This is a genomic window from Catellatospora sp. NPDC049133 (genome assembly GCF_040648455.1).
GTDB classification, from domain to species: Bacteria; Actinomycetota; Actinomycetes; order Mycobacteriales; family Micromonosporaceae; genus Catellatospora; species Catellatospora aurea.
Map to the genome: position 1 here is coordinate 143,455 of NZ_JBEZDT010000019.1, position 13,424 is coordinate 156,878.

General features: G+C 73.6%; 11 protein-coding genes. 8 read left to right on the forward strand and 3 right to left on the reverse strand.

All coding sequences use genetic code 11. The annotated features are described in order from the left end of the window. Genes AB0B35_RS22525 through AB0B35_RS22535 form a run of 3 tightly spaced genes read left to right on the forward strand, consistent with a single transcriptional unit; the run spans position 1 to position 2,899 of the window. The gene (locus AB0B35_RS22525; protein WP_360531808.1) at positions 1–885 is read left to right on the forward strand and encodes a DUF58 domain-containing protein; all 885 of its coding nucleotides are present in this window, start codon (positions 1–3) and stop codon (positions 883–885) included. After that, positions 882–1,859 carry a VWA domain-containing protein gene (locus AB0B35_RS22530; RefSeq protein ID WP_361048556.1) on the forward strand — a complete coding sequence of 326 codons (978 nt, stop codon included), beginning with the start codon at positions 882–884 and terminating at the stop codon, positions 1,857–1,859. The genes AB0B35_RS22525 and AB0B35_RS22530 overlap by 4 nt, the downstream gene beginning before the upstream one ends. Next, complete coding sequence (locus AB0B35_RS22535; protein ID WP_361048558.1) at positions 1,859–2,899, forward strand: VWA domain-containing protein; 1,041 nt, start codon at positions 1,859–1,861, stop codon at positions 2,897–2,899. The genes AB0B35_RS22530 and AB0B35_RS22535 overlap by 1 nt, the downstream gene beginning before the upstream one ends. Positions 2,900–2,984: 85 nt before the next feature. Here AB0B35_RS22535 and AB0B35_RS22540 read toward each other — a convergent pair whose 3' ends face one another. After that, complete coding sequence (locus AB0B35_RS22540; protein ID WP_361048560.1) at positions 2,985–4,994, reverse strand: PKD domain-containing protein; 2,010 nt, start codon at positions 4,992–4,994, stop codon at positions 2,985–2,987. A 248-nt stretch (positions 4,995–5,242) separates the two neighbouring features. Between AB0B35_RS22540 and AB0B35_RS22545 the strand changes: the two genes are divergently transcribed. Then, positions 5,243–6,334 carry a winged helix DNA-binding domain-containing protein gene (locus tag AB0B35_RS22545; RefSeq protein ID WP_361048562.1) on the forward strand — a complete coding sequence of 364 codons (1,092 nt, stop codon included), beginning with the start codon at positions 5,243–5,245 and terminating at the stop codon, positions 6,332–6,334. Positions 6,335–6,375: 41 nt separating this feature from the next. Here AB0B35_RS22545 and AB0B35_RS22550 read toward each other — a convergent pair whose 3' ends face one another. Beyond that, entirely contained in the window at positions 6,376–7,116 is a 741-nt protein-coding gene (locus AB0B35_RS22550; RefSeq protein WP_361048564.1) for a hypothetical protein, read from the reverse strand. A 335-nt stretch (positions 7,117–7,451) separates the two neighbouring features. Here AB0B35_RS22550 and AB0B35_RS22555 point away from each other — a divergent pair, with 335 nt between their 5' ends. After that, positions 7,452–7,820: a hypothetical protein gene (locus AB0B35_RS22555; RefSeq protein ID WP_361048608.1), complete on the forward strand. Its 369-nt coding sequence runs from the start codon at positions 7,452–7,454 to the stop codon at positions 7,818–7,820. A gap of 53 nt (positions 7,821–7,873) precedes the next feature. Here the strand turns inward: AB0B35_RS22555 and AB0B35_RS22560 are convergent, their stop codons facing one another. Next, positions 7,874–10,687, reverse strand: a complete 2,814-nt coding sequence (locus tag AB0B35_RS22560) for a LuxR C-terminal-related transcriptional regulator (RefSeq protein WP_361048566.1) — start codon at positions 10,685–10,687, stop codon at positions 7,874–7,876. A 130-nt stretch (positions 10,688–10,817) separates the two neighbouring features. Here AB0B35_RS22560 and AB0B35_RS22565 point away from each other — a divergent pair, with 130 nt between their 5' ends. The 3 genes from AB0B35_RS22565 (at position 10,818) to AB0B35_RS22575 (ending at position 13,401) form a co-directional block, all read left to right on the forward strand. After that, positions 10,818–12,152, forward strand: coding sequence for an MFS transporter (locus AB0B35_RS22565; protein WP_361048568.1), 1,335 nt, complete (start codon positions 10,818–10,820; stop codon positions 12,150–12,152). Positions 12,153–12,295: 143 nt separating this feature from the next. Next, positions 12,296–12,652: a VOC family protein gene (locus tag AB0B35_RS22570; RefSeq protein ID WP_361048570.1), complete on the forward strand. Its 357-nt coding sequence runs from the start codon at positions 12,296–12,298 to the stop codon at positions 12,650–12,652. Between the two features lie 152 nt (positions 12,653–12,804). Next, positions 12,805–13,401, forward strand: a complete 597-nt coding sequence (locus AB0B35_RS22575) for an HAD-IA family hydrolase (protein WP_361048610.1) — start codon at positions 12,805–12,807, stop codon at positions 13,399–13,401. Positions 13,402–13,424 lie beyond the last annotated feature (23 nt).

Below are 13,424 nucleotides of genomic sequence, written 5' to 3' on the forward strand. Positions count from 1 at the left end.
ATGACACATGCCTCGGATCGGCTGCTGCGGCGCCTGGAGTGGCAGGTGCTGCGCCGCCTCGACGGGCGGTTGCAGGGCGGGCACCGTACGGTGTGGCGCGGCGCCGGGCTCGACTTCAGCGACGTACGCGCGTACACGCCCGAGGACGACGTCCGGCACATCGACTGGAACGTCACCGCGCGGATGGACGAACCGTTCGTGCGCCAGTACACCGAGGACCGCGACCTCACGGCGTGGCTGGTGCTGGACCGGTCCGCGTCGATGCGCGGCACCGGCCGCCAGGGCAAGGACGCGACGCTCAACGAGCTGGCCGTGTGCCTGGCCCGGCTGCTGACCTACCGCGGCAACCGGGTCGGCGCGATCCTGTTCGACAACCGGCACCAGCGGGTGATCCCACCGCGCACCGGCCGCGACCAGGTGCTGCGGCTGACCCACGAACTCGACGCGCCCGCGCCGCGCACCGCGGCGGGGGCCACCACGGACCTGTCGGCGATGCTGCGGCTGGCCGCCGCCACGGCCCGGCGGCGCAGCCTGGTGCTGGTGCTGTCGGACTTCATCGGCGACCCCGGCTGGGAGCGGGCGCTGGCGCTGCTGTCGCACCGGCACGAGGTCGTCGCCGTACGCATCGTCGATCCGGCCGAACTCGACCTGCCCGACCTCGGCATGATCTTCGTCGAGGACGCCGAGACCGGTGAGCAGCTGCTCGTCGACAGCGGTGACCCGCTGCTGCGCCGCAGGCTGGAGGCCGAGGTGCAGGCCCGGGAGAGCGGGCTGGCCGACACGATGAACCGGGCCGGCGTCATGGCCCATCGCGTCACCACCGACACCGACCTCGTCGACGCCCTGGTCGACATGGTGCGCAGGACGAGGCGGAGAGTCCGATGACCGTGCAGTATCCGTTCCTGATCGCCCTGGCCGTGGTCGGCACCGGCGCCGCGGTGCTGGCGTACCTGCGGCTGCAGCGGCGGCGCACCGCCGTGCTGCGCGGCGCGGGACTCGGCCTGACCGCCGCGGGCGGCCGGGGTGCGGTTCGCCGGCACCTGCCGTACGTGCTGTTCCTGGCCGCGCTGCCGATGCTGCTGGTCGGCCTGGCCCGCCCGCACGCGGAGCTGCCCGTGCCGCGGGTGTCGGGCACGGTGATGCTGGTGTTCGACGTGTCGAACAGCATGGCCGCCACCGATGTCGAGCCGTCCCGCCTGGCCGCCGCGCAGTCCGCCGCGCAGGGTTTCGTCGACCAGCAGCCGTCCACCGTGGACATCGGGGTGGTCATCTTCGGTCAGGGCGGCTTGCTGACGCAGACCCCGACCGACGACCGGGCCGCGGTGAAGAACGCCATCACCCGCCTGTCCACCAGCGGCAGCACCTCGCTGCGCCAGGCGATCCTGACCGCCCTGTCGGCGATCGTGGGCGAGCCCGTCGAGCTGCCGACCGAGGAGGACGCAGCCCCGCCGGACCTCGGCTACTGGGGCTCGGCGACGATCATCGTGTTCTCCGACGGGCAGGAGACCGAGAGCCCCGAGCAGGCACAGGCGTCGGCCGCGCTGGCCGGCGCCGCCGGGGTGCGCATCGAGACCGTCGGCATCGGCACCCCCGAGGGCGCCACCGTCGAGGTCGAGGGCTTCCAGGTCGCCACCGCACTGGACGAGCAGCTGCTCACCGAGCTGGCCGCGGTCACCGGCGGCACGTACCACCCGGCCCGGGACGCGGCCGCGCTCAACGACATCCACCGGTCCATCGACCTGCGCATCACCACCGAGCCCGAGCACATCGAGCTCACCGCGCTGTTCGCGGGCTCCGCGCTGCTGCTGCTGACCCTCGGCGGACTGCTGATGATCCGCTGGTACGGAAGGATCGTCTGATGTCGCTCGCCTGGCCGTGGGCGCTGGCCGCCCTGCTCGTGGTCCCGCTGCTGCTGCTCGCGCGCTGGTGGCTGAACCGCCGCCGGCGCAAGGTCGCCGTGCGGGTGTCCAGCATCGCGCTGATCCGGGCCGCGCTGCCCGGCCGGTCGCGCTGGCAGCGGCGCATCCCCGCGGCGCTGTTCGCGCTGGGGATGCTCGCGCTGGGGCTCGCCGTCGCCCGGCCGCAGGCGTCGCTGGCCGTGCCGCAGGACTCCACGTCGATCCTGCTGGCGATGGACGTCTCGCAGTCGATGTGCTCCACCGACGTGCCGCCGAACCGGCTGGCCGCGGCCCGCGACGCGGCGCGGGAGTTCGTGCTGGCCCAGGACGACGGGACGCAGATCGGCCTGGTCGCCTTCTCCGGCATCTCCGGCCTGCTGGTCGAGCCGACCGACGACAAGCAGGCGCTGCTCACCGCTATCGACAACCTGCGCACCTCCCGCGGCACCGCCATCGGCCAGGCCATCCTCACCTCCATCGACGCGATCGCCGAGATCAACCCGGCGGTCCCGCCGACCGGGGTGGAGCTCGGCTCACCGGACGCCCCCGCCCCCGGCTCGTACGTCGCCGACACGATCGTGGTGCTGACCGACGGCGCGAACACCCAGGGCGTCGACCCGGTCACCGCGGCGCAGGAGGCCAAGGCGCGCGGGTTGCGGGTGTACACCATCGGTTTCGGCACCACCGAGCCCGCGCCGCTGATCTGCAGCCCCGACCAGATGACCGCGGGTTCCGGCGCGCGGCCCGAGTGGCGGGGCGGCGGTGGCGGCCAGCGCGCGCAGCTGATCGACGAGGAGACCCTCGGCGAGGTCGCGGAGTTGACCGGCGGGGAGTACTTCCGGGCGCAGGACGCCGAGCAGCTCGTGGACGTGCTCACGGACCTGCCGGGCACGATCGTCGTGCAGAAGCGGGACGTCGAGATGACGGTCTGGTTCGTGCTAGCCGGAGCACTGCTGGCCGGTACCGGAGTGGGGCTGTCGCTGCGCTGGAACCGCTCCTAGGTGGCGGCCCGCGCCCATCTGCCGCACACGCGACAACGGCCCCGACGGTCATCCGCCGGGGCCGTTCGCTGTCCGCTGTGCCGGGTCAGGCGGGCGGGAGCACGACGGTCCACCCGATGGCGCGGGCCGAGGCGACGGTGCTCGTCGCCGTCACCGCGGGCCACGGCCCGGCCGCCACACCGCCGGTGTCGGCCGCGACCACCACGAGCCGGCCGCCGCCGCTGCCCGTGGTCGTGGTGCGGGAGGTGACCGTGGCGGGCACCGACCAGGTCGCGGTGTCGCTGACCTTCTGCACCCAGTAGCTGACCACCGTCGACCCGGCCGACATGACGGTGACCGCCGCCGTCGGGTGCGTGGTCTTGCTGGCGGTGTCCTCGAACGCGGCGGCGGTGACCGGGCCCGCGCCGGAGTACGCCATGACGACCAGGCTCGCCTTGGTGATCGCGTCGAACGTGGTGGTCACCGACGAGCCCGCCGTGCCGGCGACCGCGGTGCGGGTGAACAGCCACGACACCATGTCGGTGCCGTCGGTCTTGGTGCTCAGCAGCGTCCAGCCGGCCGGGGTGGTGGCCGTCGCGCCGCGGTTGGCGGAGACGAACAGCAGCAGCGTGTCGCCGGGCTGCACCGCGGCGGGCACGGTCACGACGGGCCGCATCACGTTGGCGTCGACGCCTGCGACCGACCGGTAGGTGACGGTGCCGCCGGTCGGCGGGGTCGTCGCGGTGACGGTCCGGGTGAGGGAGTCGGTCGCGCCGTCGTCGTCGGTGACGGTGAGGGTCACGGAGTAGCTGCCCGCGGCGGCGTACGTGTGCGACGGGTTCGGCCCGCTGCCGGTGCCGCCGTCACCGAACGTCCACGTGTGCCCGGTGACGTCGCCGTCCGGGTCGTCCGAGCCGGTGCCGTCGAACGTGCAGGCCAGCAGGGTGCACGAGGAGCTGAACGCGGCGACCGGGTCCTGGTTGGACGGCGGGTTGCCGCCGTCGGGGACCAGCACGACCGAGTACGCCTGGCCGCCGCCCCCGGCCACGGTGACGCCGGAGATCCCCGGCACCGTGATCGCGGTGGGACGGCTCGTCGTGGTCCCGTCGCCGAGCTGCCCGTCGGCGTTGTAGCCCCACGTCTTCACGGAGCCGTCGGCCATCGCGGCGATGCCGTGGTCGCGGCCCGACGCGATCGACACCGCGGAGCTCACCCCGGTCACCGACACCGGCCGGGTGCGGTTGGTACTGGTGCCGTCGCCCAGTTCGTTGCGGTAGTTGCGGCCCCAGGACAGCACCTGGCCGTCGGTGCGCAGCGCGTACGAGTGGTGCGCGCCCGCGATGATGTCGGCGATACCGGCGGCGAAGATCTGCACGGGCGTGGTCCGGTTGGTGAGCGTACCGTCGCCGACCTGGCCGTACGCGTTCCAGCCCCACGCCCACAGCGAGCCGTCGGCCAGGCGGGCCAGCCCGTGGTCGCGCCCGCCGGCGAGCTTCTCGACGTTGGTGAGCGTGCCGACCCGCACCGGCGACGTGCGCCGGGTGGTGGTGCCGTCGCCCAGCTCCCCGTTGGTGTTCTGACCCCAGCCGTACGCGAATCCGTTGGCCCGGATGGCATAACTCATGTCCCGCCCGGCGGCCAGCGACACGGCGTCGGTGAGGCCGGGGACCGCGACCGGCGAGAGCCGGTTGGTGGTCGAGCCGTCGCCGATCTGCCCGGTCGTGTTCAGACCCCACGTGTAGACCGAGCCCGACGCGGTGCGCGCCATCGAGTGGTCGTGCCCGGACGCCACCTCGACGATGCCGGTCAGTCCGGGCAGCATCACCGGCGACAGCCGGGTGGTCGTGTTGCCCGTGCCGAGCTGGCCGAACGCGTTGCCGCCCCAGGTCCACACGCGACCGTTCGCGTCGAGGGCGACGACGTGGTCGCGGCCGCCCGCGATCTGCACGATGTCGGTCAGCCCCGGCACGGTGCCGGGCGTACGGCGGGCCGTGGTGGTGCCGTTGCCGAGCTGCCCCAGCCCGTTGCCGCCCCAGGTCCAGGCGGTGTGCGTGACGTCGGCGGCCGCGGTGACGGCCGGCGTCGCGACCACCACCAGCAGGGTCGCCAGTGCCACGCCAATGTGCTTTACCGACACGCGCATCCGCGAACTCCCGACTCAGTGTGGTCTGCGCGAACCTAACGTCTGGGACAACCCTCGCGGCAGGGCCGGTTCAGCCATTTCCGGGTCATGATTACGACCGGCCCGACCGCCGAGCCGACCCGATGGACTGCCCGATCCGGCGAAGCCGAAAGGACGCCGCCGGCCCGCCGGGACGGCGCGCGGTTCCGGTGGCTGTCGGGCCACGCGGATACGCTTGACCGATGATCGATCGGCGGCAGGTGCTGAACTTCCGGGTCCGGGCCCAGCAGCTCGACCGGGCGGCGGGGGCGCTCGCCGACACCGCCGTGCTCGACCTCGGCGTGCAGGACACCGGCACTGACGGCGCGGCCTGGGCGCTGGCGATCCGCGGCGTCGACGTCTCGGCACTGTCTGAGCAGGACACAGTCATGCTGTGGACGGTCCGGGGCGCGCCGCACCTGTACCGCCGGGCCGACGTGGGCCGGATCGCGGCGGCGGTCGAACCGTTCTCCGACGCCGACGCCGGCAAGCGCATCTACGACGCGTCCAAGCCACTCAAAGCCGCCGGAATCGCGAACCTGGCCGCCCTCGACGAGGTGGCCGCCCGGATGCGCGAGATCGTGACCAGGCCGACGGTCAAGGGCGACGTGTCGGGAGCCGTCGCGAAGGTCCTTCCGGAGCCGTACCTGCGCTTCTGCCGCCCCTGCGACGCCATCCACCTGTACGAGATGCCGTTCCGGCTGGCCGCTTTTCGTGCGGGCCTGGAGCTGGAACCCGGCACCTCGCCCCCGGTCCTGCGGCGCATCACCGGCTTCCGCCAGGCGGCCGCGCCGGGTGAGCGATTCGACGTGCTACGTGCCTACCTGCGGCTGCTCGGCCCCGCCACCCCGAAACACGTCGCCGACTACCTCGACGCGCCGGTCAAGGATGTGCAGGCGCACTGGCCCGAGGACGTGGTCGAGGTCGAAGTCGGCGGCGAACGGCGCTGGCTGCTCGCCGACGACGAGCCCGCTTTGACCTCTGCCCCCGCTGAGGCGACCCGGCTGCTCGGCCCGTACGACCTGTTCCTGCAGGCCAAGGACCGGTCGACGCTGGTTGCCGACGAGGCCCGCGCCAAGCAGTTGTGGCCCGTGCTGGGACGGCCGGGTGCGGTGCTGTCCGACGGTGAGCTGGTCGGCGTCTGGCGTCCCCGCAAGTCGGGCAAGAAGTTCACGGTCGCCGTCGAGCCGTGGGGCACGATGCCGGCCCGGGTCCGGCAGGCGGTCACCGAGCAGGCCGAACGGCTCGCCGCGCACCGCGAGGTCACACTCACCGGCATCGAGTTCGCGGGCTGATCACACCGAACGGCCCGCGACCCCGACGCCGCAGGCATCAATCACCGACGGAGGTCCGGGCAGACATCGACGCCGTAGGAGACCGGCTGCCACCAGCCCTGGTCCTCGCGGGCGCTCAACCGATCGGCCTCACGCGCGGCGAGCACCAACTGGCTCGTGGTTCGAGGCACGGCTGCCATGAACACCGCTCCGACATGACGGCAGAGCAAGGGGCCGTGCCCCAGTCGCCGCATCGGTTCACCGGCGAGCATGGCCAGGTCCTCCAGGCGCCAGCCCAGCGGCCCGGCGACCTGCTGCAGCGCGGACAGCGATTGCCCTCCGCCGCCCAGCATGCACCTGATGGTGGGTAGCGACAGTCCGACGAACGGCAACTCCCGCAGCCCCAGGCCGCGGTTGCGCATGAGACCGTCCAGCACGGCCGGGAACGGCTCAGGATCGGCCGCGTCGCGGGCCGGGCGGGACTCGGGTGTCGCGCCCTCGTCCGGCATGCTCGCCAGGAATTCACACAGGGCGGCGAGCTGCGGATGGCCGCAGAACGAAACCCGGTAGCCGAACTCGCGCAGGACCTCGAGGTCGCGCTCCGGCGGCAGCAGCCGCCCCGGGATCGGATGGCCGGCCACCAGGAGCACGTCGGCCGGCGGCAGGCCGAGCTCGACCGCGACCGCCTCCAGCCGAGGCGTGTCAAGATCCCGGCCGTTCTCCAGCAGATCCCGCAGCGCCTGGGCCCGCGCCAGGCCGTTCGTCTGCTCCGCTTCCTTGATTCCCTCGTCCACGTCGGCCATTTTGGCGGCCTTGGCGGAATCCGCAATGGTCCGCTCAGCGCTGAGGAAGGAGCGGAGAGAGGACCGTCCGCCCTGCGGTTACATCTTTTTTGATGTGCCCACATCGAAAAAGATGTAACCGCGGCGGGTGATACCCGTTGCCGCGAGGCGTGACAGAGAGCAACGGAGATCACCCATCAGCGACCGGCCTACCGGTGGCGGAATCGGACGGTCTCGAACAGTTCAGTGCCCGCACGCAGGTTGCGCACACCGGACTCGGCCCGCTGATGCCCCGGTCTGCGGAAACAGTTCGACGACCCGTGAGCCTCGTTGGTACGGTCGCCCGCGTGGACGGCATGCCCTGCGTCGACCGGGCCGACTTCCGGGATACCGACGACGAATCCACGCTGATCCTGTCCGCGGGCGGCCTGCACGTCGTGATGATCCGCCTGCGCTACGGCGGCAGGTGGGGCGATACCGATGAGGTGATCAACAGCGCCGGCGACGTGGCGACCGGGGCGGTCAGTTCATGGACGCTCATCGGACAGGTGCTGACGCTGGAGTTGAACCGGCGGGCTGCGGAGCGGCTGGGGTTCCCGCGCGACTACCGGCTGCGCCTCGATCTGACGCCCGAGGCGTTCTCGCTGGCGCGGGCCAGCCTCCTGGACATCCTTTACGCAGAGTGCTTCGTGGTTGACATGCCCGAGGGCCGCGTCACCAGCTGAGCCTGGCTCACCAAACCTGCGGTGTGGCACAGCGCGGTTCCGCTACCGACCGGTCATCGCCGCATCAGGCGTGGGGCGGGAGCCATCGGGGCCAGGCCGAGCGCGGCGACGGCAGCCGTGCCCCGGGCCGCGTCGCTTCCCCCGGCCAGCACCAGGGTGCGGGCCGACTGGTAGCGGCAGCCGGCGGCGTCGAAGGCGTCCACGGTGGCGAGCAGCCGCTCCCGCTCGCCGTCGAGCAGCGCCTGCGCCCGTTCCACGATCGCCTCGGCGACCGGGTTGCCGGCCACGACCGTCCGCGCCGCGGCCACCCGGTCTATTGCGTCCGGGCTTCCGGCAAGCACCGACGCTTCGGCGCGCAGAGCGACGTACCAGTGGTGCCAGATCCAGGTGACCCATTTCCACACGTCGGCGGGCTCGGGTGCCATCCGGCGCAGCGCCAGGTCGGGCTGGCCCTCGTGGAGCAGGCCGAGCGCATCGAAGACGGCGCCGTAGCCGTAGGTGTGCTCCGGCGGGGTGCCGAGCTGCCGCAGGACCGCGTTCCAGTCGCGCCGGGCCTCATGGTCGTCGCGCAGGCCGTGGACCATCGCGACGGCGGCCACGGCAGGGCCGAGCACGGACCGGGCGGGGCTGCCCGCCCGCTGCCAGGCCTCCAGGAAGCGCTCGCTGACCGCGAGCACCTCGTCGACGTCGCCCGCCAGCGCGTCGACGACGAGCAGCCAGCTCGTGGCCCGGTGCCCGACCTCGGCCAGCAGCGGATGCTCGGCCAGCCGCCGGCCCCAGCGCCGCGCCGCTGGCAGGTCGCCCGCGCCCAACGCGGCCTCGGTGGCCATGCCGAGGGCGTCGAGCAGTTCGTGGGTCACGGCGGGGGTCTGCGGCAGTGGCGAGAGCAGCGAGACCCTGCGCCGGGCGGTGGCCGCGGCGGCGAACGCGTCGCCGGCCCAGCTCTGCGCGCCGGTGAGCGCGTCGAGGGCGGCGGACTCGGCGAGCGGGTCGCCGGTGCGGGCGGCGAATTCGACGGCCAGTTCGGTACGCGCGGTCGTGTCGTCCACGGCGTTGTCGGCCGGGCCCTGCGCCGCGCCGAACGCGTCGGCCAGCACCCCGGCCTCGGCCAGCGCCACGGCGGCCTGTGCGGCCGGGTCGTCGCCGGCCAGGTCCCGGGCCTGGGCGACGAGGGCGATGGTCTCGTCATGTGGCGGGAGCTGCTCGAACTTGCTCCAGAACCGGTGCGCGTTGGTCGCGGCGGTGGCCAGGTCACGGGCTGCCCCCGCGGTGTCCCCGGCCTGGCGGGAGGCGTCGGCGGCGGCACGGTGCAGGCGGTACATGTCCTCCCCGCGCATGCGGCAGCCGGCCACGGCGGCGGCGGCGCGTAGCAGCTCCGCGGCGGTGGCGGGGTCGTCGGTGAGCGCGGCAGCCTGCTCGTAGCGCAGCTGCGACTCGCCGACGTAGGTGCGGGTGAAGCTCAGCTCGGCCATGTGCCGGGCGAGGTGGTGCATATCCGTACGCTGCTCCGGCCGGTCGGCGGCCCAGGCCAGCGCCGCGCGCAGGTCGTCGGCGGTGGCGTCGAAGCGGGCCCGCAGGTCGGTACGCGCCCCGGCCATGTCAGCGGCCTGCGCCAGGCACCAGCGCAGATGCCGAGCGCGGGCGTCGTCGAGTTCACCGGCCTCGGCGAGCCGCTCGATGCCGTACTGGCGGATGGTCTCCAGCGCCCGGTACTCGGTGCGGTTCGCCGTCGCGGTCACCACGAGCAGGCTCTGCTCGGCCAGCCGGGCCAGCCCGTCGGCGACGACCGGCGGCTCCAGGCCGGCCACCCGCGCCGCCGCGTCGACGGTGAACGGGGCGACGAACACCGCCATCCGGCGCAGCAGTGCCTGGTCGGCCGGGTCGAGCAGGGCGTGGCTCCAGTCCAGGGCGGCGCGCACGGAGCGGTGCCGCTCGTCGGTCCGGGAGCCGCCGGACAGCAGCCGCAGCTGGTCGGACAGTCCCGCGGTGAGGCCGTCGAGCCCGAGCGTCGGCCACCGGGCGGCGGCAAGTTCGATCGCCAGCGCCACCCCGTCCAGGCGCTCGCAGACCGAGGCGATGTGCTCGCGGAGCACGGTGTCGGGCGGCCAGCGCAGCTCGCTGACCCGGTCGAGGAACAGCGCGACCGCGTCGGATTCGCCGTCGCCGGCCAGCGACATCGGCGGGACCTGGTACACCCGCTCGAACGGCACCATCAGCCGGGCACGGCTGGTGGTCAGCACCGTCAGCCGGGGGCAGGTGGCGAGCAGCCGCTCCAGGAACGGCGCGACGCCGTCGCGGACGTGTTCGCAGTTGTCGAGCACCAGCAGGGCCTGCCGGTCGGCGAGCGCGGCGTACACCGACTCGTCCATGGCGCGGCCGGGCTGCTCGCCGAGGCCGAGGGCGGCGGCGACGGCCGCCGCGACGGCACCCGCGCCCGGGTCGGTGACGGGGACCAGGTCGACGAACCACACGCCGTCGGCGAACTCGCCGGCCACGTCGGCAGCCACCACCAGCGCGAGCCGGGTCTTGCCGACGCCGCCGGGACCCAGCGCGGTCACCTGCCGGTGCGCCTTGAGCAGGCCGGCCAGTTCGGCCCGTTCCTGCGCGCGGCCGACGAACGAGGTCAGCGGCGTCGGCAGCGCCGGCGCGGGCTGGGCGCGGTCGATGCGGGTCAGCTCGGACGCGCGCTGGGCCAGCGCCCGCCGGTCCGGGGCCTCGACCTTGCGCAGCAGCGAGGACACGTGGCTCTCCACCGTCCGCACCGAGATGAACAGCCGGGCCCCGATCTCGGCGTTGCTGAGGTGCTCGCCCAGCAGCGCCAGCACTTCGGACTCCCGGGCCGAGATGTCCACCGTCGTCGCCGTCATGGGCCCCATTCTGGCGCACCGCCACGTGGCGCGAATCCGAGGTGCTTTCCGTGGTCGGCACCGATGCCCTCGCGGCGCGCCGCGACGACGCTCAGAGCAGGCACACGGGAACTCGGAAACGGAGCACGAGATGAAGCAACTGCGAGACGGCGCGCGGTCCTGGATCGGCTCCGTCGGCCGGCTGGGCAGGCATCCGGCACTGCGCTGGATCATGCCCGCGCAGCTGGTCTCGGCCCTCGGCGACGGCATGAGCATGGTCGCGGTGGCGTGGCTCGCGGTGCAGATCGCGCCGGACGGGCAGGCCGGTGTCTGGACCGGGCTGGCGGTCGCGGCGTACGCGCTGCCGGCCCCGCTCGGCGCGGCCGTGCTCGCTCCGCTGATGCGGCGGCTGCGGGCCGCGCAGCTGGTCGCTGCGGACGCCTCGGTGCGCGCGGTGACGCTGGGCGCGGTCGCGGTGCTGGCGGTGAACGGTCTGCTGGAGCCGGTCGTGTTCGTCGCGCTGCTGGCGGTGTCGTCACTGCTGCACGCCTGGGGCAGCGCCGGGGTGTACACGCTGGTGGCAGAGCTGCTGCCGGAGGACGACCAGGTCACCGGCAATGCGCTGCTGTCGACGTTCGCGCAGTCGGCGTTCGTCGTCGGCCCGGGGCTGGCCGGTGGGCTGACCGCGCTGACCGGGCCGGGCTGGGTGATCGGCGTGGACGCGGCGAGCTTCGCCGTGCTGGCGGTCGCCGCGTGGACGCTCGCCGCGCGACAGGCGACCACCGCCGGCACCACGGACCCGTCGGACGCGCCGGAGAGCAGCGGTTGGCGCGCCATCCTCGACCGGCCGCGCCTGCTCGGGCTGCTCGCCGTCACCTGCGTCTTCTTCTTCCTGTACGGCCCGGTCGAGGTCGCCCTGCCCGTGCACGTCGCGCACGGCCTGCACGGCTCACCCGGCCTGCTCGGCCTGTACTGGACCGTGTTCGGGATCGGGGCGACGGCAGGCTCGCTCGCCACGGTGCTGCTGCGCCACCTTCCGCCCTGGCGGGTCGTGGTCGCTGTCATCGTCGGCTGGGGCGCCGCCCTGCTGCCGCTCGGGTTGACCGACGCCGTCGTACCCGGGCTGGTCGGGTTCGCGTTCGGCGGCCTGATCTACGGCCCGTTCACCGCGATCTCCACCGCCCTGTTCCAGCGCGGGACCCCGCCGCAGGTGCTCAGCCGCGTGCTCGCCGCCCGGTCCGCGCTGACCGCCCCCGCCACCGGCCTGGGCACGCTGCTGGGCGGGCCCGTCGTGACGGCGATCGGCGGTCGCGCCACGCTGTTGATCTCCGCGCTGCTCACGATCGCGCTGGGCCTTGCCGTCGCGGCCGCGCTGCGGTTCGGCCGACGGAGGACGGGCACGGCCGCCGCACCGGCCCCGGTCCGGCCCATGTCCCCGGGCGGCCCATTGGTCCCCGTCGGGGCGGCGGCATCGCCGCGGTCCTAGGCGCTCCGCACCGGCGTTCCGTGGCCGGTTCCGTGGTCGCCACGGATGCCCGCATCCCCCTCGAAACGACAAGCTCTGACCAGTTCCCGCTGGCAGACAGCCCGCCGAACGGGCCACGACGGCCCACGACCATAGGAGTGATCATGACCGGCTCTTCCACCCACGGCGTCCAGACCGTGCTGCACCCCGTGTCCGACCTCGCCGCCGCGAAGGCCGTGTACAGCGCCCTGCTCGGCGTGGCGCCGCAGACCGACTCGGCGTACTACGTCGGTTTCGACGCCGCCGGCCAGCAGATCGGCCTGGTGCCCGCTGCCGGGCCGCAGGGCCTGACCTCGCCGGTGACGTACTGGCACGTGCCCGACATCGAGGCGAAGCTCGCCGAGGTGACCGCCGCGGGCGCGACCGTGCGGCAGCCCGCCCAGGACGTCGGCGGCGGTCGTCTCGTGGCCACCGTCACCGACCTCGACGGCAACGTGCTCGGCCTGATCCAGGACCAGTGACCCGCACACCGCGACCTCGCCGACAGGGCGGTCCGGATCAGCCGGATCCGGACCGTCGGCCGTGGACGGCACCTGTACCTCCGTGGCACGTCCCACCCGGACCTGGTACGCGGTGAGCCGGTAGCTCTCATCCGGGTAGCCTGCTGCGGGTGATGCTGCCGCTGCCGCCCGGGGAGTTCCGGGCCTACCTGTTCGACTGCGACGGCACCGTCGCCGACTCGATGCCGCTGCACTACCGTGCCTGGTCGCAGGCGGTCGGCGAGTGGGGCTGCGACTTCCCGGAGGACCTGTTCTACGCGTGGGGCGGCCGTACGGTGCCCGACATCATCGCCGACCTGAACGCCACCCGTGGCCTGGCGATGCCGGTGGCCGAGGTCGACGAGCGCCGCGAGGGCCTGTACCAGCAGCTGCTGCCGCAGCTGACCGCGGTGCCGGAGGTACTGGCGCACATCGAGGACGCCCATGGGCGGATCCCGTTCGCGGTGGTCTCCGGGGGCGCCCGCGCGTCGGTGAGCGCGTCGCTGACCACGCTGGGCCTGCTGGACCGCTTCGACCTGATGGTGTGCGCGGAGGACTACACCCGGGCCAAGCCGGACCCGGAGGCGTTCCTGCTGGCCGCTGCGGGGCTCGGGGTCGCACCGGAGCACTGCGTGGTGTTCGAGGACACCGACCTGGGCGTGGCCGCGGCGACCGCGGCGGGCATGGCGTGGGTACGCGTGCCGCCGCCCCGGCAGCGCGCGACCGCCTGACCCAGGCGGCGAAAAGCCGGGGT

What these genes read in the sequence shown, in the direction of transcription:
- AB0B35_RS22575 (WP_361048610.1), top strand. Translation starts at nt 12,805, where the DNA reads ATGCTGCCGCTGCCGCCCGGGGAGTTCCGGGCCTACCTGTTCGACTGC.
- AB0B35_RS22560 (WP_361048566.1), bottom strand. Translation starts at nt 10,687, where the DNA reads ATGACGGCGACGACGGTGGACATCTCGGCCCGGGAGTCCGAAGTGCTG.
- AB0B35_RS22565 (WP_361048568.1), top strand. Translation starts at nt 10,818, where the DNA reads ATGAAGCAACTGCGAGACGGCGCGCGGTCCTGGATCGGCTCCGTCGGC.
- AB0B35_RS22535 (WP_361048558.1), top strand. Translation starts at nt 1,859, where the DNA reads ATGTCGCTCGCCTGGCCGTGGGCGCTGGCCGCCCTGCTCGTGGTCCCG.
- AB0B35_RS22570 (WP_361048570.1), top strand. Translation starts at nt 12,296, where the DNA reads ATGACCGGCTCTTCCACCCACGGCGTCCAGACCGTGCTGCACCCCGTG.
- AB0B35_RS22555 (WP_361048608.1), top strand. Translation starts at nt 7,452, where the DNA reads ATGCCCTGCGTCGACCGGGCCGACTTCCGGGATACCGACGACGAATCC.
- AB0B35_RS22545 (WP_361048562.1), top strand. Translation starts at nt 5,243, where the DNA reads ATGATCGATCGGCGGCAGGTGCTGAACTTCCGGGTCCGGGCCCAGCAG.
- AB0B35_RS22550 (WP_361048564.1), bottom strand. Translation starts at nt 7,116, where the DNA reads ATGGCCGACGTGGACGAGGGAATCAAGGAAGCGGAGCAGACGAACGGC.
- AB0B35_RS22530 (WP_361048556.1), top strand. Translation starts at nt 882, where the DNA reads ATGACCGTGCAGTATCCGTTCCTGATCGCCCTGGCCGTGGTCGGCACC.
- AB0B35_RS22525 (WP_360531808.1), top strand. Translation starts at nt 1, where the DNA reads ATGACACATGCCTCGGATCGGCTGCTGCGGCGCCTGGAGTGGCAGGTG.